Below are 23,733 nucleotides of genomic sequence, written 5' to 3'. Positions count from 1 at the left end.
CAGGAGCAGGCTCAGGGCGACCGAGATCAGCAGCGACGTCAGACAGCCCCAACGGCTGTTGTAGAAGAAGAACACGGGTGTCCCCTCTCGTCGGGAGGAGGCCACCCTATGCCCTGAGACGTGGAAGGGTCCCGCACCCGCCTGCCCGAAGGCGCGGTGGAGGTGTGGTCGAACACCTCGCGTACGGTCCACGGGGCGTCCACGCGAGATCACGGACCGGTTCCTGGGCGACATCCCCGGCTCTGGGGCCCGACCTCGCCCGCGCCACGCCCCTGCGGTCGGCCGGAGGGCTTCACGGTGGCGAGCACCACCTCCACCTATGGGAATCAGCGATCCACCTAAAGGCTTTAGGTGAATATATGATCCCCTTAGGCGAACGAGGGAGGGGCATGGAACGACCGACACTGAACGCCCGACGTCTGACCGAGGCCGGAGCGGAACTGGCGGACGAGGTGGGCTTCGAACAGGTCACCGTCTCCGAACTGGCCCGACGCTTCGACGTCAAGGCCGCCAGCCTGTACTCGCACGTGAGGAACTCCGAGGACCTCAAGGTCCGCATCGCGCTCCTGGCCCTGGAGGAACTCGCCGACCGGGCCTCCGACGCGGTGGCGGGCCGCTCGGGCAAGGACGCCCTGACCGCGCTGGCGAACGTCTACCGCGACTACGCGCGCGAACACCCCGGCCGCTACACCGCCGCCCGGTACCGCCTGGACCCCGAGACCGCCGCGAACAGCGCCGGCCCCCGGCACGCCCGCATGACCCGGGCCGTTCTGCGCGGCTACGACCTGGACGAACCGGACCGCACCCACGCGGTACGCCTGCTCGGCAGCGTCTTCCACGGCTACGTGAGCCTGGAGAGCGGCGGCGGCTTCGACCACAGCGCCCCGGACACCGAACAGACCTGGACCCGCACCCTGGACGCGCTGGACGCCCTCCTGCGCCACTGGCCCGCGCCCTCCGTCCCTCCCACCGACCAAGGCCCCACACCATGAACGCACCCCTGACCACCACGCCCCTGGTACCGGAACTGATCCGAGGCGCCCACGAGCTGGAACGCACCGACCGGGGCCTGCTCCCCCACCGACTGCCCGCCCGGGCCCGGGCCCAGAACACCGACCCGCAGATGGCCATGGTCGAGTCCCAACCCTCCGGGGTGCGACTGGCCCTGCGCACCCGCGCCACCGTCATCGAACTGGACACCATCCCCGCCAAACGCCTCTACGTGGGGGTCCCACCCCGCCCGGACGGCGTCTACGACCTTCGCGTCGACGGCGAGCTCGTAGGCCGGGGCACCGTGTCCGGCGGTGACGTCCTGGAGATCGACGTCGCCGCCGGCACCTTCACGCCCGGACGCGGCGAGGCCGGAACCCTGCGCTTCGAAGGGCTCGCCGACCGCGACAAGGACGTCGAGATCTGGCTGCCCCACAACGAGACCACCGAACTCGTCGAACTGCGCGCCGACGCCCCCATCGCCCCGGCACCGCCCTCGGGCCGCCCGGTATGGCTGCACCACGGCAGCTCCATCAGCCACGGATCCGACGCCGCGAGCCCCACCACCATCTGGCCGGTCATCGCCGCGGACCTGGGCGGGGTCGACCTGATCAACCTGGGCCTGGGCGGCGGCGCCCTCCTGGACCCGTTCACGGCCCGCGCCATGCGCGAGACCCCCGCCGACCTGCTCAGCGTCAAGCTCGGGATCAACCTGGCCAACGCCGACCTGATGCGCCTGCGCGCCCTGGGCCCGGCGGTGCACGGCTTCCTCGACACCCTGCGCGAAGGGCACCCCGAGACCCCGCTGTTGGTGATCTCGGCGCTGTACTGTCCCATCCACGAGCACACCCCGGGCCCGGGCGCCATGGACCCCGAGGCGCTCGCCCAAGGGCGGGTCGGTTTCAAGGCCACGGGAGATCCCTCCGACCCCACCCGGCTCACGCTCACCACCATCCGGCGTGAACTGGAACGCATCGTGGGCGAACGGGCGGAGTCGGACCCCCACCTGTCCTACCTGGACGGACGCGCGCTGTACGGGGAGGAGGACTCCGTCGAACTCCCCCTGCCCGACGGACTGCACCCCGACACCGCGGCCCACCGACGGATCGGCGAGCGCTTCGCCGAGCGGGCCTTCGGCCCCGAAGGACCCTTCGCCCTCCGGGGCCGGTAGCCGGGCCCCGCCTCAGGCGGGGCGGGCGAAGACGACCTCAGGCGAGCCGTCGAAGGAGCGCCCGCTGCCCCGCGTTCAGATCCCGTTCGGCCAGTTCGAGGAGGAGATGAGAGTGCCGCTCGACCACGGTCGGCACGTCGCTCACGAGCTCGGCGGCCAGGCCCCGCATCTCCTCTTCGAGCCGGTCGAGCTCTTCTTCGGGGGTGCTCTCGTCGACGGCGTCGAAACGGGCCTGGGCCGCGATGAGCGCCGACCGCACCTCGGGCCGCCGCAACGCCTCGGCCAGGCGATCGGCCTGCCCCTGATCGGTGTGCAGATGGGCGTAGAGCGTGGAGATCGGGATATCGGCCGGTTTCGTGGACAGGGCGGCGGCCAATCTCGAAAGCCCGAGATGGCGCCCTGACCTGGCTTCGGCCAGACGCCGGCGCTGATCGGCGAGCGCGACGATCCGCAGACGCAGGGCCTCGTCGACCTCGTCGAGGACGGCGTCCGTCGAGGCCTCCACGGAGTCGGCCACGATCGCGCCGGCCTGCGCCAAGGACAGACCCGACCGCGTGAGCCACCGGATCCGCACGAGGGCCACGAGGTCGTCCACCGTGTACTCCCGATAGCCGTTGGCGCGACGCGCGGGCTCGGGAAGGACGTCCTTCTGGTGGTAGTAGCGGACGGTCCGGACGGTCACACCGGCCAGATCCGCGAGTTCTCCGATGCGCATCGCGATCCATTCTCCCCTCGAAGACGAGGCGCCGGAACCGCGGCGTTCGGAACCGATACGTCCCGAACTTGACCCTGACGCGACGTCATGGTCTGAGCTTGTCGCGTGCAAAGGAACATCCTCTTCCACCCGACCTCGTCCGGTACCTCACCTCCGGGACCTCCACCCCTGCCGGAGCCACCGACCCACCGACCTCTTCGAACCCGCCGGACACCGCTCTCACGCCGCCCGCGACACCAGGAGACACGCCCATGAGAACCTACGACGGCCTCCGAAGCGTGCTGCGCGAGAACCGGAGGACCTACCTCCTGCTCAACGTCGTCGTCTACGGCGTCCTCATCGCGATGATGATCGTGACCCCTCACGTTCCCGGAATGCGCGAAGTGGGACAGGAACGGCGAGAGGCCTTCCTGAACGCGCCGGTCCTGTCCATCGTCACCGACGCCTACGCCTCCGGCGACATCATGACGACGACGTTGCTGACGTTCCTGGCCAACCTGCTGTTCGCCGCCCTGCTGACGACGACCCTGCCCTCACTGGTCATCCCCTTCTTCGGTGTGGCCGCGACGGTATGGCGCGTCGTGGAGATCGGCATGTGGACCGCCCCCGCCACGATCGACGAGGGCATCGCGGTCCTCGCCGTCGCGCCCGTGTTCGTGATCGAGATCCAGGCCTACGTCCTGGCGGCGCTGGGGTCCGTGATCCTGTGGCGGTCCACCTTCGAACACCGGCGGCGGGGGCTCCCCTCGGCCCTGGCCGGATACCGGGCCGGGATCGGGGACAACCTGCGTCTCTACCCGGCCATCGTCGTCCTGCTCCTCGGTATCGCGCTGATCGAGGCCGTCACCTACAACCTCCTGTACTGAACGGAGCACCGTCCTCGGAAACGCTCCGAGGACGGTGACCTCAGGCGGGGCGGGCGAAGACGATGATCTCCTCGCTCGTATCGGTCAGCGGACTCCGATCCCAGTACCCGTACAGCGCGGTCGTCCTCAAACCCGCTTCCCCCAGAAGGCTCCGGACCGTTCCGGCATCGGGAAAGCGCAGCGTGCTGCGGCTCGACCCGATCTCCCCCCACCCCTCCAGCGTGTAAGTGGAGGTGAAGGTGACCAGATCCCCCTCCACCCGCTCCAACCGGTGGACCGAGGTGGCGGAACGCCCTTCGGGTCCCCGCACCGTCCGGACCCGCTCCGGGTTCCACGCCTCCCATCCACGCGCCGCCGGGTTACGGGTCTCGAAGATCAACCGGCCCTCGGGGGCGAGCAGCCGCCGCACCCGGGACAGGTTCCGCCGTGTCTCCTCGTCGGTGAGGAACACCTGGAAGGCATGACCGGTCATCACCACCAGGTCGAACCCGCCCTCCTCCGGCCGGGGCGCCTCACCGTCGTAAGGCCCCTCGATCAGATCCCCGAGGGACCATTCGACGTCGTCACGGTCCCGGCGGCCCACCGCCAGCATGGCGTCGGCCGGGTCCAGCCCGACCAGCCGTCCGGTGTGGCCGTGCTCGCGGGCCTTACGCAGCAGCAGACCGGTACCGCACCCCACATCCAGTACCGATCGGGCCTCCATCACCGCCTCGAGGTAGAAGTCGTCGTCAGGGGAGCATCCCCAGAAGTGGAAGTGGTCGTAGAGCTCGGCCATGGAGGGCAGGGAGAAGTGTCGATCGACCATGGGGGCATTGTCGACGATGGTGCTCCTTGCGTCACCGGGTTTTCGGCTTCGCCGCGGGCCCGACCGGCCCGTCGTCCACAGGCGGAGAAAGGCCCTTTCCCGGGCGTGGTCCCGAACCTAGGGTGAGGGTATGGAACCCGGAACCCTCCCCCACCCCTTCGACGTCGACGCCTTCCTGGCCCGCCCCCTGGTGGCCCGCGTCGCCACCAACGACTCCTCCGGAGCCCCCGCGGTCAGACCGGTCTGGTTCCTGTGGGAGGAGGGCGCGATGTGGTGGATCACCGGCGACTACTCGATCCTCTCCCGACACCTGGCGCGCGACCCGCGCACCGCCGTCGTCGTGGACACCTGCGACCTGGAACGCCAGGAGTTCCTCCAGGTGATCATGAAGGGCGAGGCCCGCACGGTGCCCTTCGACCCGGCCCTGGCCCGCCGTAAGCTACGCCGCTATCTGGGCGACGACGAGACCTCCTGGCACCCGGACTTCCGCTATTTCGCCGACGACGCGCTACTGGTCCGCTTCGACCCGGAACGCGTCATCGTCAAGGACCTGTCCAGAAGTACGGCCTGACCCTTCGGCCACGCTCGTGGAGGGTGCTCCCCCGCCGAGAGGCCGGCTCACTCGCCGGTGACCCCGTCGATGCGTTCGCGCAGGAGGTCGGCGTGTCCGTTGTGGCGGGCGTACTCCTCGATCATGTGGATCAGGATCCAACGATGGGAGTACTCCTCGCCGTGTCGACGACCCGCGCCGATCGCGTCCAACGGCAGGGAGGCGGAGAGCTCACGGGCGTGGTCGATCTCGGCGTGCCACAGGGCGAAGGCCTCCTCGATCGAGGCGGTGTCCACGTCCTGGAAATCGGCCTCACGGTTCTCCAGGCTCTTGATCCGGCTCGGCACGTCGTCGCCCTCCAGGACCCACCGGAACCAGACGTGCTCCACCCAGGCCATGTGCCGGACCAGACCCAACAGGGACATCGGCGAGGGCGGGACGGAACGTTCGCGCAGTCGTGCGTCGCTCAGCCCCCGGCACTTGAACTCCAGGGTCCGGCGGTGCCAGTCCAGCCAGGTGGAGAGCATGGTGCGTTCATCGGCGATGAGGGGCGGGTCCACACGGGGATCGTCGTTCATGAGCGACGACCCTAGACCCGGCCTCCTTCGAGCACAACGGAAATAGCGAGGCCGGAGCAGCGGAACCCCAGGTCGCCATGTGAACTGATCACGGAGTTCGGCAACGCCCACCCGTCACCCTCCACCACCCTCAACGGACGCCTACGGCGCGGCCCGGATCCCACGTCACCCTCCACCACCCTCAACGGACGCCTACGGCGCGGCCCGGATCCCACGTCACCCTCCACCACCCTCAACGGACGCGCTGACGCGCGCGGTGCCCTCACACGGGCCCCGGCCTCCTTTCGCGGCTCCGCCCCCTCGGAGCAGGCGCGGACGAGCACGACCGAACCCGGGCGGGGCCGAGGAGGTGTTCCTCCCCTCGAAGCCCATCGGCGGATGCGACACCGATGATGGGCGCCACCCATGGGCGACGAAGGGCACACCGGCCCGGGCTTGCCTGCGGGAAGGGGCCGTGTCAGAATTCTGAGCCATCTTCAGGAGAGGGCCCGTCGTGACGATCGGCATGGTTCTCGGCGACTTCTCCTCTCGCGCTTCGACGCGGGAGCGATAGATCCGCCCTCCCCGATAACCACGCCCGTGGTGTGACCCGGGCGCCTCCCCTCCCACCGTCGAAGTGCTCTTCGTGCCCGCGCACGCCCGAACACGAGGAGTACCCGGTGTCCACCGTCCACTGGACCGAATCCCACACCTCTCGATCCGCCCGCTGGCACTCCGAGAGCGACATCCCGCCCCACGACCGTGTCGTCGTCGCGGACGACCGCACGAAGGCCGACACCGCCTACCGCCTGGCCTGCGAGGGCACGGCGCTGCTGTGGCGCGGCGACTTCCACAACGCCCGTCGACTTCTCCAGGCGATGGGCCGTCGCATCGACCGGAAACCGGTCCGGACCGGCGACGATCCGACCGAGGCCTTCCACCTGCACCGACGGGCCCGCGGCCACCGTGCCCGCGTCCTGGGCAGGCTCCTCGTCCTGCTGGAGGCCGACCACTCCCTGGACCTGCGCAGAGCCCCCGACGTACGTCGGGCGTGCACCGAGGCCTACGGGGTCGCACACGAGCCGTCGGTGATCTCCCTGACGGAGCTGCTGGGCGTGATCGGGGCGCACGAGTGGCGCAAGAAGGGCGTGGAGATCCCGGCCCTGGACGCTCGCGTCCACCCGCACTATGGCGTGTTCTCCCCGGTCAGGGGCGAGTACGTCGACCTGGTCGCCGACGCACCGCTTCCCGCGTCGATGGAGGACCGTGCCACCGGCCGCACCGCGTTCGACCTCGGCACCGGGACGGGGGTGCTCGCGGCACTCTTGGCCCGCCGGGGGATCGACCGCGTCGTGGCCACCGACATCAACCCGCGCGCCCTGGAGTGCGCCCGCGAGAACGCCCATCGACTGGACCTGTCCGAACGCGTCGAGGTCGTGGGCCCCACCCTCTTCCCCGAAGGTCGCGCGGACCTCATCGTCTGCAACCCGCCCTGGCTGCCCGCCCGACCCACCTCGGCGCTCGAGCGGGGCGTCTACGACCCCGACGGCGACATGCTCCGCGGCTTCCTCGACGGGCTCACCGCCCACCTCGAACCCGGAGGCGAGGGGTGGCTGATCCTGTCCGACCTGGCCGAACACCTCGGGCTTCGTACCCGCGAGGAGCTGCTCGCCGCCATCGAGGCGGCGGGGCTGGGGGTGGTGGACCGGACGGACACCAGACCGCGGCACTCGCGCGTCAAGGACGCCACCGACCCCCTCCACACCGCCCGCGCCGCGGAGGTCACCTCGCTGTGGCGTCTGACCCGCGCCTGACCGAGTTCACGGAAGGGCCCCGAACGCGGACGTCCCCGAAGACCCGGCGACCGGGCCTTCGGGGACGTCTCCGACGTGGGGGCGAGGGGCCGAAGGACTAGATGAGCCCCTGGGCGAGCATGGCGTCGGCCACCATCTCGAAACCTGCCACGTTGGCGCCGAGCACGTAGTCGCCGCGGGCGCCGTGCCGCTCGGCCGCCGCCTCACAGCGGTCGTGGATACCGGCCATGGTCTCGGCCAGCTCCGACTCGGCGTGCTCGAAGGACCAGGAGGTGCGACGCGCGTTCTGACGCATCTCCAGCACGCTGGTGGCCACACCACCGGCGTTGGCGGCCTTGCCCGGGGCGAACAGCACCCCGGCCTCGCGCAGCACCTTGACGGCGTCGGGGGTGGTGGGCATGTTCGCGCCCTCGGCCACCGCGACCACGCCGTTGCCGACCAGACGCTTGGCCGAGGCCGCGTCCAGCTCGTTCTGGGTGGCGGAGGGCAGCGCCACCTGGCAGGGCACGTCCCAGACGTTGCCGCCCGCGACGTACTCGGCGCCCTTGCGCCGGTCGGCGTAGGAGCTGATCCGGGCGCGCTCGACCTCCTTGATCTCCTTGAGCAGGTCCAGGTCCAGGCCCCGCTCGTCGAAGACGTAGCCGCCCGAGTCGGAGCAGGCCACCACGTGGGCGCCGAGCTGCTGGGCCTTCTCCACCGCGTAGATCGCGACGTTGCCCGAACCCGAGACGACGACGCGCATGCCGTCCAGGTCGCGACCGTTGCGTTCGAGCATGCGCTCGGTGAACATGACGGCTCCGTACCCCGTGGCCTCGGTACGGACCCGCGAACCGCCCCAGTCCAGGCCCTTGCCGGTGATCACACCGGCCTCCCAGCGGTTGCTCAGCCGCCGGTACTGCCCGAACATGTAGCCGATCTCCCGACCGCCCACGCCGATGTCACCGGCGGGGATGTCGGTGTACTCGCCCAGGTGGCGGTGCAGCTCGGTCATGAAGGACTGACAGAAACGCTCGATCTCGGCGTCGGAGCGGCCCTTGGGGTCGAAGTCGCTGCCGCCCTTGCCGCCGCCGATCCCCATGCCGGTGAGGGCGTTCTTGAAGATCTGCTCGAAGCCCAGGAACTTGATGACGCCCAGGTTCACGCTGGGGTGGAAGCGCAGACCGCCCTTGTACGGACCCAGGGCGCTGTTGAACTCCACCCGGAAACCGCGGTTGACGTGCACGCCTCCCTGGTCGTCACGCCAGGGGACGCGGAAGATGATCTGCCGCTCGGGCTCGCACAGACGCTCCAGCACGCGCTGGGCGGCGTACTCGGGGTGCGTGTTCAGAGCGGGAGACAGGCTCTCCAGGACCTCCAGGACCGCCTGCTGGAACTCGGGCTCGTCGGGGTTGCGACGTACCACGTGCTCGAACGCCGAGCGTACGCCCGGGTGGTGGTCGGCGAGATTCGGCTCCTTGGTCATATGAGTTCTCCTCGTAGGTCACTCGTGCCGCTCCACGCCCTTGTGGTTCGATCACCCGTGTTCCGTTGTTCCGTTCGGTCGTTCTTCGCTCGGCATCGGCGTTACGTGTCGTCACGCTCGTCGCATGGCCACGGGCACACCACGGCTCTGTCCTCTGGTGCCTCCGGTGGACGTGCCGCCCGGGACCGTCTCCGTGGGTTTTCGGAAGCGGTTCCGGCAGGGGCCGGGCGCATGCGACATCGACTCGTGCCCGTTCGACGCTGAATCGGGCTCGATACCGGTCATCACTCGCATACCCCCAGGGGGCCGAGTGATGCCACCCCGCCATCATGGCATCCGATGGTGAATCGCACATATCGCCCCCTCCCCGTAGACGTGCGAGCACCCCGCGTCGTTCCAGGGTCCGCCCTGGGCCGGACCCTGGAGGGCATGGTCCGCGGGGGTTCCGGAACGCGCGTGCCGACGCCGCCGTGACCGTTCTCGGGTACGCCCTCGCCACCGAACCATGGGCCGGCTCACGCGAGCGCGAACCGGGGCCGGGGCACGGCCCGGATCCGAGATCGACGGCCGCGTCGTGGACGGGGCCGTGTGTCGGGAGGAAACACGGGATCCCTCTCGAGGGAGAACGGAAATCGTTCCCGATACATTTCGGAACCGGAGGGAGAAGAGCGCGGGATCCCAGAACATGGATCCGTGTTCGAGAAGCACCCGCGGGGATTTCCCGTGACCCCTATGAAGGACGATGGATGTCTTACGGGTCTCTCCACGTACGGAATCGCGAGCCCTTCCCCCCTTCCGTCAACGGACGAACGCCTTTCCCCGTGGGACGCCACCGATATCCGAAGGGCCGACCGGCGAGATCTCCCCTCCGACGCTCACGGCGCCTCCCCCCGCCCCGTGAGCAGGTCCGTGCCCCGGGACTCCACGACGGGTCCGGCGCCGGGCCGGCGGATGAACCCGCAGCCGAAGAAGTAGTCCAGATAGCGGTCGATGAGGGCGTCGTCGACCGGTGGACACGGCTTGCCGATCGCGGCCTGGGCGGCCTCCGTGTTCCGCCGCCCCAACATGGGGAAGACCCCCTCGCTGTACAGCTGCTTGATCGACAGGTCGGTCCCCCGCCCTCGATCCACCCACATCGACACGAAGGGAGCCGTGGGGCTGGTGGGATCACCCTCGACGTGGTGCACCAACTCCCGCACCCATCGTCGATAGGACAGCGTCGCGATGGAGAACCCGGCCGCGCGCATACGCCGGACGACGTCGGCCAGGACGGCGGGGCGAGGGTTGGTGAGGTGGTAGACGGTCCGAGGCGGCGTCGCCCCGGTGGCGACGTTCACGATGACGTCGGCCACGTGATCGACCGGGACGAAGTCCATCGGCAGGTCGATGTCGGGGGCCACACCGGTCTCCCCGATCATCTTGAACAGCGCGCAGATCGCGGTCTCGGTGTTGCACGCCCCGCTGAAGCGGTCTCCGGTGATCGCGTAGGGGCGGTACACCGTCACCGGCAGCCCCGCCCGCTCGGCCTCGTACAGCATGCGCTCGGCCACCCACTTGCTCTCGGCGTAGCCCAGGGTGAGCCGTTCGGCGTACGCCAGCGGGGTGTCCTCGTCCACCCTGCGCACACCCGCGCTGCCGAAGCCCGCCAGCACCGCGGCCGTGGACAGGAAGTGCACCGGGACCCGCCGACGCGCCGCCAGCCGCACGATCTGACGGGTACCGCCGACGTTGGGGGCGCGCAGCGCCGAATAGGGGTAGACGAAGTTGACCTGGGCCCCGGCGTGCACGATGAGATCGAGCCGTTCGGCCAGGTCGGAGGCGTGATCGGCGGACAGGCCGATCAGGTCGGCCCCCAGGTCGGCGGGAAAGCACAGGAGCCGGGTCTCCGCCTCTCGGGAGGGCAGCCCGTAGCGGGCCAGGGCCGCGGTCACCCGACGGCGCGCGTGCTGGGAGTCGCGTGCGCGCACCGGGCAGTGCACACGGGCTCCGGTACCGCGCAACAGCCGATCCACCAGGTAGGCGCCGACGAACCCGGTGGCCCCGGTGACCAGGATGTCCGAAGGGTTCCGAGGGTTCGGCTCGGGCCCCCTGCGGCGGGGCAGGGAGAACCCCAGCCTCGACTCGGCCTCGAAGTCCACGACCCCCTCGGGGGCGTGCGTCGGCGGCAGGGGAAGCCCCGCCAGTCGTACGGCGTCGGTGAACTCCTCCACCGTCGGCCGGCGGATGAGGGCCCGCAACAGCGCGCTCCCGTGCTCGGCCCCGATCCCCAGCAGACGCCTGGTGCGGGTGACCACCTCGGCGGCCAGCAGGGAGTCGCCGCCGATCCGGAAGAAGTCCTCCCCCGGCTCCGGGCTCACCCCCAGAGTCCGCTCCCAGGCGGCCAGCACGCACCGCAGCGCCTCGTCCCGCATCGGCCACGACGCCAAGGGCGAGGCCGCCTCCCGTTCGGTGGCCTCGATCCGCAGCCGTGTCCGGTCCACCTTGCCCGCCGCCGAGACCGGGAACGACGCCCACCGGTGCACGATCCGGGGGACCGCCTCCGGGGGCAGCCACTCCGCGCAGAAACGGCGCAGCGAGGCCACGTCCACCTCCCGGTCGGTGTGGGCCGGGGTGACGTGGGCGGTCAGGTGCTCGTCCCCCACGTCCACGACCGCCTCGGCGACATCGGGGTGCTCTCGCAACCGTTCCTCGACCTCGTCCGGTTCGACGCGCTGTCCACGGATCTTCACCTGACGGTCGACCCGCCCGCGGAACTCCAGCACACCGTCCTCGCCCATGAGGACCCGATCGCCCGTCCGATAGAACCGCTCTCCGTCGGCGACCTGCACGAACCGTTCGGCGGTCAGGTCCGGATGCCCCAGATAGCCCAGGGCCAGACCGTCGCCGCCCACGTACAGCTCGCCCTCCTCGCCGGGGGCGGCGGTGGCCCCGCTCTCGCGCACCACCCGACAGGTGGAGTTGGCCAGGGGCAGACCGATGGGCACGCTCCGCGCGTCCTCCGCCAGATCGCGCACACGGTGGAACGTGGACACCACCGTGTTCTCGGTCGGACCGTAGAAGTTGACGACCTCGGTCCGAGGGCAGGCCGCCAGAACGGCTCTGGCCAGTTCGGGGTCCATCGCCTCCCCGCCCGCCGAGACGAAGTCCAGCGAGGCGAACACCCCCGGGACCGTGCGCGCCACGTGGTGGAAGACGCTGGTGGTCAGGTAGGCGATGTCGACCAGGTCCTCGGTCAGCCGATGGCGCAACGCCTCGGGAGAGACCAGCTCCTCCCGTTCGGCCACGACCAGACAGGCACCGCCGACCAGGGCGGACCAGATCTCGATGGTCGAGGCGTCCGAGGACAGGCCATAGCCGTGCAGGACCCGGTTGCCCCACCCGGGGCGGGGCAGGCGGGGGTCGGAGGCGACCAGCCGTACGACCCCGCGGTGGGAGACCGACACCGGCCGAGGACGCCCGGTGGAACCGGACGTGAACATGACGTAGGCGCACGAGGTCGTCGGAGGCCGCGCCGGCAGAGGGCCACGAGGGGCGGCGGGACCGGCCGCCTCCACGCCGACCCGGGCCGCCAGACGGCGCACCCGGCACGCGGCGCCCGGCAGCAGCACCGCCGTGCGCACCCCGGCGTCCTCGGCCATCGCGTTGAGCCGGGCCGGCGGCTGCCCCTCGTCCAGAGGGACGTAGGCGCAGCCCGCGCGCAGCACTCCGAGGAAGGCGATGAGCGCTTCGGGGGAACGCCGGCCGCACACGCCCACGGCGTCACCGGGGCGCACCCCCACCCCGACCAGCCGCTCGGCCAGATCGCGCGAGTCTCGTTCCAGCTCGCCATAGGAGAGTTCCCGACCGTGGTGCCGGACCGCCGGGGCCGTGGGATGCAGGGCCGCGTGGGCGATGAACAGTTCGTGCAGGAGCGCGTCCCGTGGATAGTCGGTGACGGGGCCGCGTGCGTCCGCCGTCGAAAGGGAGGACATGGCCGAACTCGTCGTCACGTGAGGATTCCTTTCGTTGAGTCGCGGCCGCGCGGGGTCAGGAGGGCACCGACGGGGCGCACACGGGAAGACCCGTGTCGCTCCGACGTTCGGGACGCGCCGGGAGTACGGCGTCGTGGAGTCGAGTGAAGATCCCCTCCGAGACCCGTGCGTCGAGAGCACGGGTGGGAAGGACCGAGAGGGGTGCCTCTCGGCGGGAACGTGACATGGCAGGGAGCATGAGCCACCTCATCGAATCGGTCGTGTGACACGGGGGGTGTAAAAGGCGCGGCGGCATAGCGATCCGCGCTCACCTTTTATTTCCGAAATCGGCCCGCAGGGAAACAGGGATCCCTTCACTCCCCTTCCCCATTCCCGATGATGAAGGGATTTACGATGATGTGAACCCCCGGATTTCACGCCTTTCGGTGCCGGCCGTTTATAGAAAGAAAGTGCCGGCCGAATCAGGGGAAACGGAGAGGGAACTCCGTTCCCCTCCGGAATTCGGAATCGCCTCGATAGGATGCGGACCCCCGCACCCTCTGGAAGGGACATCGACATGGAGACCGGACACGATCGGGACCACCCCCTCCACGGCGGCATGATGAACACCGTGCGCCGCCGAGGCGACCGGGTTGTACGCCTGGCCCCCGACCACGCGCCCGCGCTCCACGCCTTCCTGACCGACCTGGCCGCGACCGGCTTCACCGGAGCCCCACGTCCGCTGGCCCTGAACGCCGACGGACACGAGGAGCTGACCTACCTCGAAGGGGACGTGGCCCTACCGCCCTTCCCCGCCTGGGCCCTGAACGACCGTACGGTGACCCTGGTCGCCCGACTTCTGCGCCGCTATCACAACGCCGCCGCCGAGGTGCCCTTCGACCCCGGGGCCCGATGGCCCACCGCGCTGAGCGACCCCGAGGGCGGACCCTTGCTGTGCCACAACGACCCGTGCCTGGAGAACGTCGTCTTCCGCGACGGGTGCGCCTTCGCCCTGATCGACTTCGACCTGGCCGCACCCGGCCGCCCCCTCTGGGACGTGGCCGCCCTGGCCTTCTACCTCGTCCCGACCCTGGACCCCGAGTCGGCCGCCGACACCGGCTTCCGCGACGCGGACGTCCCCCACCGGCTGCGCCTGCTCGCCGACGGCTACGGCCTCTCCCACGCCGACCGCGCCCTCCTGCCCGCCACGGTGGTCCGCTACAACGAGGTCTCCCGGGCCTTCGTCCTCGACCGGGTCGAGCGCGGCGACCCGGCGTTCGTCCGGGACCTGGAACGGCTGGGCGGCATGGCCCGTTGGGACCGGCGACGCGACCGGCTCATCGAGCGGGAACCGCTCTTCCTGCGCGCCCTCACCGAGTGAGCTCTCCACCACCCGGGTCACGGCCCCGGCCCGGCGGCCGCGTTCGGTCCCCGCCCTGCGCCATCATGGGCTGATGGACAGTACCGACCCCGGGCCGCAGGGCCCGCTCCCACAACCCACCGTCGAACACCTGGCGTCGGTCCTCACCCGCCACCGTGAGGAACTCGCCGGCGCCGGCGGGGTCACCATCGGCCCCGGCGAGGTCGTACACGCCCTGGCCACCCACCTGTGGGCCGGGGTCGCCGTGGCCGCCACCGCCTGCCACGCGACCGTGGACCCCCTGCGCCTGCGCGCGACCTCGGGCAAGGTGAACTGTCGCCGCTGCCTGGGAGGCTCTCGCCGCTCGGGCGCCCCCATCCCCGGCCAGACCCACCTGGACCTGTAGGACCCCCGCGCGACCCGCCGGCGTGGAAAACCGCCGGCCTCGGCGGACGGAGGCCGGCATCATCACCCCATGCGCATGGGAGTGGTGGGACTGCGAATGGGGCTGCACCTGGCCCGGTGGGCCGAACGGATGGGGATCGAGGTGGTCGCCGGCTGCGATCACGACCCCGAGACCGCCCGGCACGCGGACCGGGAACTGCCCGGCATGGTGCTGGTGGAACACTGGCGCGACCTGCTCACCGCGGAGCTGGACGCCGTGGTGCTCGCCAACGACTTCGACGCCCACGCGCCCCTGGCCATCGCCTTCCTCGAACACGGTGTGCACGTGCTCTCGGAGACGGCCGCCTGTATCTCCCCCGAGGAGGGCCGCGACCTGGTCGCGGCGGCCGAGGCCTCCACCGCCACCTATTCCTTCGCGGAGAACTACGTCCTGCTGCCGCACACGCGACTGCTGCGCGAGAGCGTGGAGTCCGGCGAACTGGGCCTGCCCGACCTCATCGAGGCCGACTACCTGCACGCCATGGCGCCCGAGGCCGTCCAAGGGCTGATCGGGGACCCCTCCCACTGGCGGGGCCGGATCCCGCCCACCGCCTACTGCACCCACTCGCTCTCCCCGATCCTGGCGATCACCGGGGCCATGCCCGTCGAGGTGACGGCGTTCCCCGTGGACACCAACGAGCCGCGCCTGGCGAGCGTGATGGCGGTCCGTCTGTCCACGGGGGCGTTGGCACTGACCCGCAACGGCTTCCTCCAAGGCGAGTCCGAGAGCCACTGGAGTCAGATCTCGGTCCGCGGCGACCTGGGCATGGCCGAGTCGCTCCGGGCCCCGGGCGAACGCTCCTGGTCGATCCGGGTGCGGCACGAGGCCTGGGCCGTCCCCGAGGGTCGGGTGCGCGAGGAGGAACGCCTGACCGCCCCGCTCCTTGTGGACGGCGCCCCGGTCGACCGGGGCGCGGAGGGCACGGTGCTCCTGTTCCAAGGACTGCGCCGCACCGTGGAGGAGGGCGCGCCTCCCCCGGTGGGGGTGCGCGAGGCGGTGGCCGCCTCACTGGTGGGGGTGGCCGGGGCCCGCTCCCTGGAAGAGGGGTCGGTGCCCGTCGCGGTGCCCCTGCCCTGGGGTTGAGCGTGCTCAGCCGCGCCGGGTCAGGGCCACCAGGTAGCGGCAGAGACGCGAGGAGGGGTTGTGGTACTCGCACGCCGCCGGAGCACCGAGCTCCAGACAGTCCCCCTCCCCCAGCAGGTGCTCCGTCTCCCCCTCGGTGAAGGCCAGGACGCCTTCGAGCACCCAGATCCGGTGGTGGGCGAAGGCGAAGGTCTGCGCCGGATAGGGCACGCGCACGCCCGGCGGCAGTTCGACCTCGACCATCTCCATGGCCCCTCCCGGGGAGGGGGAGAGGTCGCGACGCCGATATCCGGTCTCCGGGTCGGTCCACACGGGCTGTTCGTGACGGCGGATCAGACGACGGCCGTCCTGTTCGGCGTGGGCGATCAGCTCCGACAGACTGATCCCCAACGCTCCGGACAGGCGCCCCAGGAGGGAGGCCGTCGGCTGCGCGTCCCCGTTCTCGATCCGGCTGATCATCGCCCGGGAGACCCCGGAACGTTCGGCCAGGGCACCCCCGCTCAGCCCTCGATCCCGACGCAGGGTGCGCAGTGTCACGGCCAGGGCGGTGCCCAGTTCGTCGCTCATGCGTTCACCATAGTCGACAGGCTCGTTTACGATCGTCGACATGGATTCCCTGCTCACCCGTCCCCTGATCCGCGACGCCACCACCGAGGACGCCTCGGCCTGCGCCGAGATCTACCGCCCCTACGTCACCGACACCGCCATCACCTTCGAACTCACCCCTCCCACCACACGGGAGATGGCCGAACGCATCACCGCCGCCCAGCGCGAACACGCCTGGATCGTGATGGAGGACGAGGACGGGGTGATCGGCTACGCCTACGGTGGCACCTTCCGCACCCGGGCCGCCTACCGATGGACCTGCGAGGTCAGCGTCTACCTGGAACGCGACCGCCGACGTTCGGGCGCGGGACGGGCCCTGTACGGAGCGCTCCTGCCCCGCCTGGCCGACCGGGGCATGCGCACCGCCGTGGCCTGCATGACCCTGCCCAACGACGCCAGCCTCGGACTGCACCGGGCCATGGGCTTCGAGGACGTGGGCCGTATGCGCGGCGTGGGCCATAAGCACGGGGCCTGGCACGACGTGGCCTGGGCCCAGCGCGACCTGACGAGCGGCCTCGAACCCTGACCCGACCAGCCCTCCCGCCACGCGGACGTGCGGACGCCGACCGTATGAAGGAACGCGCCGGGCCGACCTCTAAGCTCGGACCGATCCCATCATCCCTCAGGTCCCTGGAGCCCTCCGTGTCCGCGCACTCCACCCGCCACCGCCCCACGGGGTTGGCCTTCGCCCTCCTCGCCGCCCTGGCCTTCGGCGGCTCCGGGGTCTTCGCCCGACCCCTGCTCGACGCGGGCATGGACCCGCTCCACGTGACGTGGCTCCGGGTGGCCGGCGCCGCGCTCATCCTGCTGCCCGTGGCCCTGAGACACCGGGATCTGGTCCGACGTCGCCCCCTCCTGCTCCTGGCCTACGGGGTCTTCCCCATGGCCGGGGTCCAGGCCCTCTACTTCGCGGCCGTCGCCCGCATCCCCGTCGGTATCGCCCTGCTCCTGGAGTTCCTGGGCCCGGTGCTGGTGCTGCTGTGGGTGCGGGTGGTACGCAAGGACCGGGTCTCCCCCGCCGCCATCATCGGCGTGGTCCTGGCCGTGGCCGGCCTCGGACTGCTGCTGGAGGTATGGGCCGGCATGCGTCTGGACGCGATCGGGGTGGGCCTGGCCCTGGGCGCGGCCGCCGCCCAGGCCGCGTTCTTCCTGCTCGGCGACGCCGTGGGCGAGGACGCCGACCCCCTCGCCGTGATCGCCTTCGGCGCCCTGATCGCCACCGTGCTCCTGGGCATCCTCTCCCGCCCCTGGAACCTGCCCTGGAACCTGATGGCGCACTCCCACGACCTGGGCGGCCTCACCCTCCCCGGCTGGGCGCTCGCCCTATGGCTGGCCCTGGTGTGCACCGCCATCGCCTACTTCGCCGGGGTCTCGGCGATCAAACGCCTGTCCCCGCAGGTGGCCGGCGGCGTGGCCTACCTGGAGGTCGTCACCGCCATCGTCATGGCCTGGATCCTGTTGGGCGAATCCCTCAACGCCACCCAGCTGGTGGGGGCCGTGGTGATCGTGACCGGCGCGTTCATCGCCCAGATCGCCGTCCCCTCCACCCCCGAGACCGTCCCCGACCAGGCGACCGAACCCGCCACCCGGCAGGTCCGACCGCCCTCGGAACACCACTGAGACCCACCCGACCCGCCTCCGACCACGCGGTCGGAGGCGGCGGTCACACCGGCCGGCGACGCGCGGGCATGGCGATCCGATCCAGATCGGCGGCCAACACGATCCGCCCGTCGAACTCCTGCGCCGCCTGGGCCACGAACTCCCCCTCACGTTCCTGCTCGTAGCGCTCCGACAGATGCGTGAGCACCAGAAGCCGCACCCCGGCGCGCGCCGCGATCCGCCCCGCCATCCGGGCGGTCAGATGCCGATACTCCCGGGCCAGACGCTCCTCGGAGTCCAGATAGGTCGACTCGATCACCAGCATGTCGGCGCCGCGCGCCAACTCCACCGCCTGCTCGCACTCCCCGGTGTCCATCACGAACGCGAACACCTGCCCGGGACGAGGATCGGCGCACTCGGCCAGGGCCACCTCCCGGCCCGCCACCTCGATCCGCCCCTCGCGCAGCAACCGGGACACGTCCGGGCCGCGCACCCCGTGACGCTCCAACCTCTCGGGCGACATCCGCCACCCGTCCGGCTCCACCAACCGGTAGCCGTACGCGGGAACCGAATGACGCAACGGCAGCGCGGTGACCGTGAAGGGCTCCTCCTCCCCGATCGCGCAGCAGCCCGAACCGCCCACCGGCTGGGGAAGGATCACCTCGGTGTCGTGGAAGGAGGTGGCGTGCCGCAACCGGCGCCAGTACTCCTCACCGGCGCCCGGATAGGCCACCCGCACCGTGTGCGGCACCCGATCGCGGGCGATGCGCTGCATCACCCCGGGCAACCCGAGACTGTGATCGCCGTGGAAGTGCGTCACACAGATCCGGGTGACGTCGGTGGCGGCCAGACCGGCCAGACGCATCTGCCGCTGGGTGCCCTCCCCGGGATCGAACAGCACACCCTGATCGCCCCAGCGCAGAAAGTACCCGTTGTGGTTACGCCGACGGGTGGGCACCGCGCTGGAGGTACCCAGGATCACGAGTTCGCGTACCGACATGGGCCGTATTCTCCCACCGCAGCCCCGCGCCCTCCCGCGCCGAGAGGGAACGGCCGACCTCAACGGGTCCGACGCTCACGCGCCCGCTCCAACGCCGTCTCCAGATCGTCGGTGACCGGCTCCCCGTGCCCGGGCAACAACGCGGTCCGCTCCGACAACCCGGACAACCGGTCCAGGGAACGCACGGCCTGCTCATAGTCGTGGGTGGACATCCCGCCCACCACACAGGGCCCCTCCACACCGGTGGTGAAGTCGTGCGTGACCAGGGCGTCGCCGGTGAAGGCCACCCGCCGGTCCTCGAAGACCACCACCGAACTGCCCGGCGTATGCCCGGGGATCGACAGCACCCGCGGCCGCCCCGGAACCTCCTCCAACACCTCGTCATGACCGAACGTGGAGTAGGAACGCACCCGGGCCGAGGTGAACGCCCCCTGCTGCCCCAGATGGAGCAGGGACCCCGCGGCCCCGGGGTGACGCAGCAGACCGTGCAACAGACCGTGCTCGGGAGGCGCGTGCACCATCGAACTGGTGGGGCCGTCGTCCAGGATCGGAGCGTCGGCCTCGTGCACCCACACCCGGGCCCCGCCGTCGTCGCGCGCCCGCTCGGCCAACCCGGTGTGGTCGGGGTGGGCGTGGGTGAGCACCACCGCCCGCAACCGGCCCCCGATCCAGGCCACGGCGTCCAACAGTTGAGCGCTGTGCGTGGGCAACCCGGCGTCCACCATGACCAGGCCGTCATCGGTGTCCACCAGATAGAAGTTCACCACGTGGTCTCCGAGGCGGTACACACCGGGAGCGACCTGGGTACAGGTGTGCGTCATCATCCCTCCCGCCCCGTCTCGGGCCCGACCTCCCCACTCGACCGGCGGGCCCTCCTCCTCTTGTACCCACCACCGGCGCGAGTCCCGCCCTCACCACGCCGGAGGAAACGCCATCGCTCGAGGTCACGGGCCCCACGGCCCGCGGCGCACCGCCTCGGGACGGCGCGGAGGGCCCGGCGGACCGTGCGCCCCCTCACCGCCTCGACTAGCGTCGGAGCCGTGAGCAACATCGAACCCCACCCCGCCGAGCAGCGGGTCTGCGGCGGCGAGGTCGACCGCCCCGGCCCCGAGCCCGATACCGAACTCCTCGAACCCCGCCGGGTCCCCCTCGGAGGACCGCGCGCCATGCCGGTCCTTCGAGCCCTGCCCGGCAAGAACCGGCGCATGGTCGGAGCCTGGTGCTTCGCCGACGCCTACGGGCCCGTGGACGTCTCCGCGCAGGCCGGTATGCAGGTCCCGCCCCATCCGCACATCGGTCTGCAGACCGTGAGCTGGCTGATCGAGGGGACCGTCCACCACCGGGACGGTCTGGGCTCGGACCAGACCGTGCGCCCCGGACAGCTCAGCCTCATGACCGCCGGACACGGCATCGCCCACTCCGAACGCACCCCCGACGGAGCGCCGGATCTGCTCCACGGGGCCCAACTGTGGGTGGCCCTGCCCGCCGACTCCCGTGAGGACGCGCCCCACTTCGAACACCACGCCGACCTTCCCGTCTTCACCCTGCCCGGGGCCCGGGTCACGGTGATCGCCGGTCGTATGGACGGCCACGAGTCCCCCGCCCGCACCTACACGCCGCTCATGGGCGCCGAGATCGTCCTCGAAGCCGACCGGGACGTCGAACTCCCCGTCGACCCCGCCTTCGAACACGGCCTCCTGCCATTGGACACCCCCGTGGAGTCCCACGGCCACCACGCGCCGGCCGGCTCCATGATCTACCTGGGGACCGGACGCACGACCATCCGCGTCCGCGCCGGAGAACGCGCCCACCTGCTCCTGATCGGCGGTGAGCCCTTCACCGAGGACCTGGTCATGTGGTGGAACTTCGTGGGCCGCGACCACGACGAGATCGTGCGGGCCCGCGAAGGTTGGGAACGGGACCGCGACGGGGCCTCCACCGAGGAGCGCGCGCGCTTCGCCCCGGTCACGACCGACCCCGGAGCGGCCCTTCCCGCCCCGGAACTGCCCAACGCCCGGCTCCGTCCCCGCCCGCCCCACCGAGGTCGCTGACCCCGGTTCCGAATCCGTTCCCACGGCCCGTCCCACCGTCGTCTTTCGGTCGGACGGGCCGTTCGCGTTCCCGTCTCTCCCCCCGGATCCACAGGGGTGCTGAAGCCCTCGGATAAGTCCGACTTGACATCCCCACCTCCGTACGAGCCTGAACAGTTCAGAACGAAAGGCCCTCGTTCGGGCGACATCCGGCGCACGGACCAGCATCGACGATGCTCAAAGCGGCAAATCCTGCTACCGTGCGAAACGCGAACTACGGGATGATTTAGGAGACCTGAACATGGGTCAACAGGCTCGCGAGCAATGGGGAACTCGCGCGGGCTTCCTCATGGCCGCCATCGGATCGGCCATCGGACTGGGCAACATCTGGCGATTCCCCTACGTCGCCTACGACAACGGTGGTGGGGCCTTCCTCATCCCGTACCTCATCGCGCTCTTGACGGCCGGTATCCCGCTGCTCATCCTCGAGTACAGCATCGGACACCGTTACCGTTCCTCGGCTCCGCTGTCCTACCGGCGCATCTACCGGCCCGCCGAGGCCATCGGCTGGTGGCAGGTGGCCATCTGCTTCGTCATCGCGGTCTACTACGCCGTGATCGTCGCCTGGGCGATCCGCTACGCGGGCTTCTCCATCGGACAGCAGTGGGGTGATGACCCCAACGGCTTCTTCTTCGAGGAGTTCCTCCAGATCAGCGACACCCCGGGCATGGTCTCCGGGTTCGTCTCCGGTGTGGCCTGGCCGCTGATCGCCGTGTGGGTGGTCGTCCTGGGCATCCTGGCCCTGGGCGTGCGCAAGGGCATCGAGAAGGCCAACAAGGTCTTCATTCCGCTGCTGGTCGTGCTGTTCGTCCTCCTGGTCGCGCAGTCGCTGACCCTCGAAGGCGCCTCCGAGGGCCTCAACGCCCTCTTCACCCCCGACTGGAGCGCCATGCTCGACGGCGGGGTGTGGATCGCGGCCTACGGACAGATCTTCTTCTCCCTGTCCATCGGCTTCGCGATCATGGTCACCTACGCCTCCTACCTCAAGCGCAAGACCGACCTGACCGGCACCGCCCTGACGGCCGGCTTCGCCAACAGCTCCTTCGAGCTCCTGGCCGGCATCGGCGTCTTCGCCGCCCTGGGCTTCATGGCCAACGCGGCCGGCACCGGCGTGGACGAGGTCGCCGCCTCCGGCATCGGCCTGGCCTTCGTGGCCTTCCCGCAGATCATCTCCACCCTGCCCTTCGGCGGAGCGCTGTTCGGACTGCTGTTCTTCGTCTCGCTGGTGATCGCCGGTATCACCTCGCTGATCAGCATCGTCCAGGTGATCATCTCGGCCGTCCAGGACCGCACCGGCCTGGCCCGCGTTCCCACCGTGCTGCTCGTGGGCGGCGCCACCGCCGTGGCCTCGATCCTGCTCTTCCCCACCCACGAGGGCCTGTACATCCTCGACTCCTTCGACCACTTCATCAACCAGTACGGCATCGCCATGGCCGGCCTGGTGATGATCCTGGTCTTCGGTTGGCTCGTGCGCCGCCTGCCGGTGTTCGAACGGCACGCCAACGCCGTCTCCACGATCCGCCTGGACCGGTGGTGGAAGGTCGCCCTGGGCGGCATCACCCCGATCCTGCTCGGCTTCATGATGTGGGACAGCCTTCGCAGCGAGCTCACCTCCAACTACGAGGACTACCCCGACCAGTTCCTGCTGGTCGCCGGTTGGGGCGTGGCCATCGGCGCCATCGTCTTCGGCATCATCGTCGCCTGCTTCCCCTGGAAGCGCGCCGACGCCATCGCCCGCGCCGACGCCGAGCGTCTGGCCGGGGCCGAGGACGCCGAGGTCCCGCCGGAGCTGGACGCCCCCGACCGGATCACCGCCACCGACGCCGAAGCCGGTGACAACACCAAGGAAGGGGACCGCTGATGTCCGCCAGCGCGATCGTGATGATGGTCATCTCCATCGTCGTCCTGTGGGGCGGCCTGCTCGGCGCCGTGCTGCACCTGCGCCGTCACCCCGACGAGCCCGAGGCCTAGCCCTCCGGCCGACACGACCGGCATGACGAGGAGCCGCCGACACCGTGACGGTGTCGGCGGCCCCTCCTCGCGTCCTCAGCCCGCGAACTCGGACACGATCCGTTCGCAGAACGCGTCCAGATCGCCGGGATCACGGCTGGTGGTGACACCCTGGTCGGTGACCACCGGCTCCTCCACCACCGTGCCGCCCGCGTTACGGATGTCGGTGCGGATACTGGGGTAGGAGGTCAGGGTGCGACCACGCACCACGTCGGCCTCCACCAGGATCCACGGCCCGTGGCAGATCGCCGCCACCGGACCGCCCCGGTTCACGAAGTCGCGCACGAAACCCACCGCGTCCGCGTTCGTGCGCAGATGGTCCGGGTTGATGGTCCCACCGGGCACCACCAGAGCGTCATAGTCGTCCACGCTCACCTTCGAGACCTCACGGTCCACGGCGAAGCGGTCGGCGGGCTCGATGTCGCCGTTCATGGCCTGGATCGGATCCGTGGACAAAGAGACCAGATCCACCCGGGCCCCGGCCTCGGTCAGAGCCTCACGGGGGCGGACCAGCTCCACCTGCTCGACCCCGTCGGCGGCCAGCACGGCCACCCTTCTTCCGGAGAGTTCCCCTGCCATGGCGTCCTCCTGCGTCGTACGTCGCGTTCGGTCGAGTCCCGTGCCACGTTCGCCGCCCTACCCACGCCGGCCCCTCCTGTC

Annotated in this window: 22 protein-coding genes; 13 read left to right on the top strand and 9 right to left on the bottom strand. The window is 70.6% G+C overall.

The window, feature by feature from the left end; genetic code table 11:
• Positions 1 to 389: 389 nt before the first annotated feature.
• Positions 390 to 992 carry a TetR/AcrR family transcriptional regulator gene (locus U9J66_RS02290; protein WP_326336873.1) on the top strand — a complete coding sequence of 201 codons (603 nt, stop codon included), beginning with the start codon at positions 390 to 392 and terminating at the stop codon, positions 990 to 992.
• On the top strand, positions 989 to 2,161 hold the full coding sequence (locus tag U9J66_RS02285; RefSeq protein WP_326336871.1) for an SGNH/GDSL hydrolase family protein: 1,173 nt from the start codon (positions 989 to 991) through the stop codon (positions 2,159 to 2,161). Before U9J66_RS02290 ends, U9J66_RS02285 begins: the two co-directional genes overlap by 4 nt.
• A gap of 37 nt (positions 2,162 to 2,198) precedes the next feature.
• Here U9J66_RS02285 and U9J66_RS02280 read toward each other — a convergent pair whose 3' ends face one another.
• The gene (locus U9J66_RS02280) at positions 2,199 to 2,876 is read right to left on the bottom strand and encodes a helix-turn-helix domain-containing protein (RefSeq protein ID WP_326336869.1); all 678 of its coding nucleotides are present in this window, start codon (positions 2,874 to 2,876) and stop codon (positions 2,199 to 2,201) included.
• 251 nt (positions 2,877 to 3,127) lie between these two features.
• On the opposite strand from U9J66_RS02280, the gene U9J66_RS02275 reads away from it, so the two are divergent.
• The gene (locus tag U9J66_RS02275) at positions 3,128 to 3,742 is read left to right on the top strand and encodes a hypothetical protein (protein ID WP_326336868.1); all 615 of its coding nucleotides are present in this window, start codon (positions 3,128 to 3,130) and stop codon (positions 3,740 to 3,742) included.
• A gap of 40 nt (positions 3,743 to 3,782) precedes the next feature.
• On the opposite strand, the gene U9J66_RS02270 is transcribed toward U9J66_RS02275, so the two are convergent.
• The gene (locus tag U9J66_RS02270; RefSeq protein ID WP_326336866.1) at positions 3,783 to 4,547 is read right to left on the bottom strand and encodes a class I SAM-dependent methyltransferase; all 765 of its coding nucleotides are present in this window, start codon (positions 4,545 to 4,547) and stop codon (positions 3,783 to 3,785) included.
• A 130-nt stretch (positions 4,548 to 4,677) separates the two neighbouring features.
• On the opposite strand from U9J66_RS02270, the gene U9J66_RS02265 reads away from it, so the two are divergent.
• Entirely contained in the window at positions 4,678 to 5,118 is a 441-nt protein-coding gene (locus U9J66_RS02265; protein WP_014913506.1) for a pyridoxamine 5'-phosphate oxidase family protein, read from the top strand.
• Between the two features lie 47 nt (positions 5,119 to 5,165).
• On the opposite strand, the gene U9J66_RS02260 is transcribed toward U9J66_RS02265, so the two are convergent.
• Positions 5,166 to 5,675 carry a DinB family protein gene (locus U9J66_RS02260; protein ID WP_326336865.1) on the bottom strand — a complete coding sequence of 170 codons (510 nt, stop codon included), beginning with the start codon at positions 5,673 to 5,675 and terminating at the stop codon, positions 5,166 to 5,168.
• 659 nt (positions 5,676 to 6,334) lie between these two features.
• On the opposite strand from U9J66_RS02260, the gene U9J66_RS02255 reads away from it, so the two are divergent.
• The gene (locus U9J66_RS02255) at positions 6,335 to 7,468 is read left to right on the top strand and encodes a class I SAM-dependent methyltransferase (protein WP_326336863.1); all 1,134 of its coding nucleotides are present in this window, start codon (positions 6,335 to 6,337) and stop codon (positions 7,466 to 7,468) included.
• A gap of 97 nt (positions 7,469 to 7,565) precedes the next feature.
• On the opposite strand, the gene gdhA is transcribed toward U9J66_RS02255, so the two are convergent.
• Both gdhA and U9J66_RS02245 read right to left on the bottom strand, forming a co-directional pair.
• Positions 7,566 to 8,930, bottom strand: coding sequence for an NADP-specific glutamate dehydrogenase (gdhA, locus tag U9J66_RS02250; RefSeq protein WP_326336862.1), 1,365 nt, complete (start codon positions 8,928 to 8,930; stop codon positions 7,566 to 7,568).
• A gap of 875 nt (positions 8,931 to 9,805) precedes the next feature.
• Positions 9,806 to 12,919: an amino acid adenylation domain-containing protein gene (locus tag U9J66_RS02245; RefSeq protein WP_326336861.1), complete on the bottom strand. Its 3,114-nt coding sequence runs from the start codon at positions 12,917 to 12,919 to the stop codon at positions 9,806 to 9,808.
• Positions 12,920 to 13,457: 538 nt separating this feature from the next.
• Between U9J66_RS02245 and U9J66_RS02240 the strand changes: the two genes are divergently transcribed.
• From U9J66_RS02240 to U9J66_RS02230, 3 genes are all read left to right on the top strand, one after another.
• On the top strand, positions 13,458 to 14,261 hold the full coding sequence (locus U9J66_RS02240; protein WP_326336860.1) for a phosphotransferase: 804 nt from the start codon (positions 13,458 to 13,460) through the stop codon (positions 14,259 to 14,261).
• Positions 14,262 to 14,334: 73 nt separating this feature from the next.
• Positions 14,335 to 14,646 (top strand): hypothetical protein, encoded by a 312-nt coding sequence (locus tag U9J66_RS02235; RefSeq protein ID WP_014911259.1) that lies wholly within the window; start codon positions 14,335 to 14,337, stop codon positions 14,644 to 14,646.
• A gap of 69 nt (positions 14,647 to 14,715) precedes the next feature.
• Positions 14,716 to 15,768, top strand: coding sequence for a Gfo/Idh/MocA family protein (locus U9J66_RS02230; RefSeq protein WP_326336859.1), 1,053 nt, complete (start codon positions 14,716 to 14,718; stop codon positions 15,766 to 15,768).
• 6 nt (positions 15,769 to 15,774) lie between these two features.
• Here U9J66_RS02230 and U9J66_RS02225 read toward each other — a convergent pair whose 3' ends face one another.
• Positions 15,775 to 16,335 carry a helix-turn-helix domain-containing protein gene (locus U9J66_RS02225; protein ID WP_014910681.1) on the bottom strand — a complete coding sequence of 187 codons (561 nt, stop codon included), beginning with the start codon at positions 16,333 to 16,335 and terminating at the stop codon, positions 15,775 to 15,777.
• 40 nt (positions 16,336 to 16,375) lie between these two features.
• On the opposite strand from U9J66_RS02225, the gene U9J66_RS02220 reads away from it, so the two are divergent.
• Both U9J66_RS02220 and U9J66_RS02215 read left to right on the top strand, forming a co-directional pair.
• Positions 16,376 to 16,900 (top strand): GNAT family N-acetyltransferase, encoded by a 525-nt coding sequence (locus U9J66_RS02220; protein WP_014909817.1) that lies wholly within the window; start codon positions 16,376 to 16,378, stop codon positions 16,898 to 16,900.
• Positions 16,901 to 17,016: 116 nt separating this feature from the next.
• Positions 17,017 to 17,994 carry an EamA family transporter gene (locus U9J66_RS02215; RefSeq protein WP_187294491.1) on the top strand — a complete coding sequence of 326 codons (978 nt, stop codon included), beginning with the start codon at positions 17,017 to 17,019 and terminating at the stop codon, positions 17,992 to 17,994.
• Between the two features lie 43 nt (positions 17,995 to 18,037).
• On the opposite strand, the gene U9J66_RS02210 is transcribed toward U9J66_RS02215, so the two are convergent.
• Together U9J66_RS02210 and U9J66_RS02205 are read right to left on the bottom strand one after the other, a co-directional pair.
• The gene (locus U9J66_RS02210; protein WP_017534909.1) at positions 18,038 to 18,973 is read right to left on the bottom strand and encodes a ribonuclease Z; all 936 of its coding nucleotides are present in this window, start codon (positions 18,971 to 18,973) and stop codon (positions 18,038 to 18,040) included.
• Between the two features lie 59 nt (positions 18,974 to 19,032).
• Positions 19,033 to 19,794: an MBL fold metallo-hydrolase gene (locus tag U9J66_RS02205; RefSeq protein WP_014913270.1), complete on the bottom strand. Its 762-nt coding sequence runs from the start codon at positions 19,792 to 19,794 to the stop codon at positions 19,033 to 19,035.
• A gap of 219 nt (positions 19,795 to 20,013) precedes the next feature.
• On the opposite strand from U9J66_RS02205, the gene U9J66_RS02200 reads away from it, so the two are divergent.
• The 3 genes from U9J66_RS02200 to U9J66_RS02190 all read left to right on the top strand — a co-directional run bounded on the left by U9J66_RS02200 (position 20,014) and on the right by U9J66_RS02190 (position 23,034).
• Complete coding sequence (locus U9J66_RS02200) at positions 20,014 to 21,024, top strand: pirin family protein (protein ID WP_326336858.1); 1,011 nt, start codon at positions 20,014 to 20,016, stop codon at positions 21,022 to 21,024.
• Positions 21,025 to 21,304: 280 nt separating this feature from the next.
• Complete coding sequence (locus U9J66_RS02195) at positions 21,305 to 22,924, top strand: sodium-dependent transporter (protein ID WP_017534911.1); 1,620 nt, start codon at positions 21,305 to 21,307, stop codon at positions 22,922 to 22,924.
• The gene (locus U9J66_RS02190) at positions 22,924 to 23,034 is read left to right on the top strand and encodes a methionine/alanine import family NSS transporter small subunit (protein ID WP_017534912.1); all 111 of its coding nucleotides are present in this window, start codon (positions 22,924 to 22,926) and stop codon (positions 23,032 to 23,034) included. Before U9J66_RS02195 ends, U9J66_RS02190 begins: the two co-directional genes overlap by 1 nt.
• Positions 23,035 to 23,109: 75 nt before the next feature.
• On the opposite strand, the gene U9J66_RS02185 is transcribed toward U9J66_RS02190, so the two are convergent.
• The gene (locus U9J66_RS02185) at positions 23,110 to 23,652 is read right to left on the bottom strand and encodes a type 1 glutamine amidotransferase domain-containing protein (RefSeq protein ID WP_017534913.1); all 543 of its coding nucleotides are present in this window, start codon (positions 23,650 to 23,652) and stop codon (positions 23,110 to 23,112) included.
• Positions 23,653 to 23,733 lie beyond the last annotated feature (81 nt).

Origin of the sequence: Nocardiopsis sp. LDBS1602 (assembly GCF_035818715.1) — a bacterium.
In the GTDB taxonomy this organism is placed as follows: domain Bacteria; phylum Actinomycetota; class Actinomycetes; order Streptosporangiales; family Streptosporangiaceae; genus Nocardiopsis; species Nocardiopsis alba.
The sequence above is the reverse complement of the archived record's forward strand: the minus strand, read 5'-3'. Positions and strand labels throughout refer to the sequence as shown.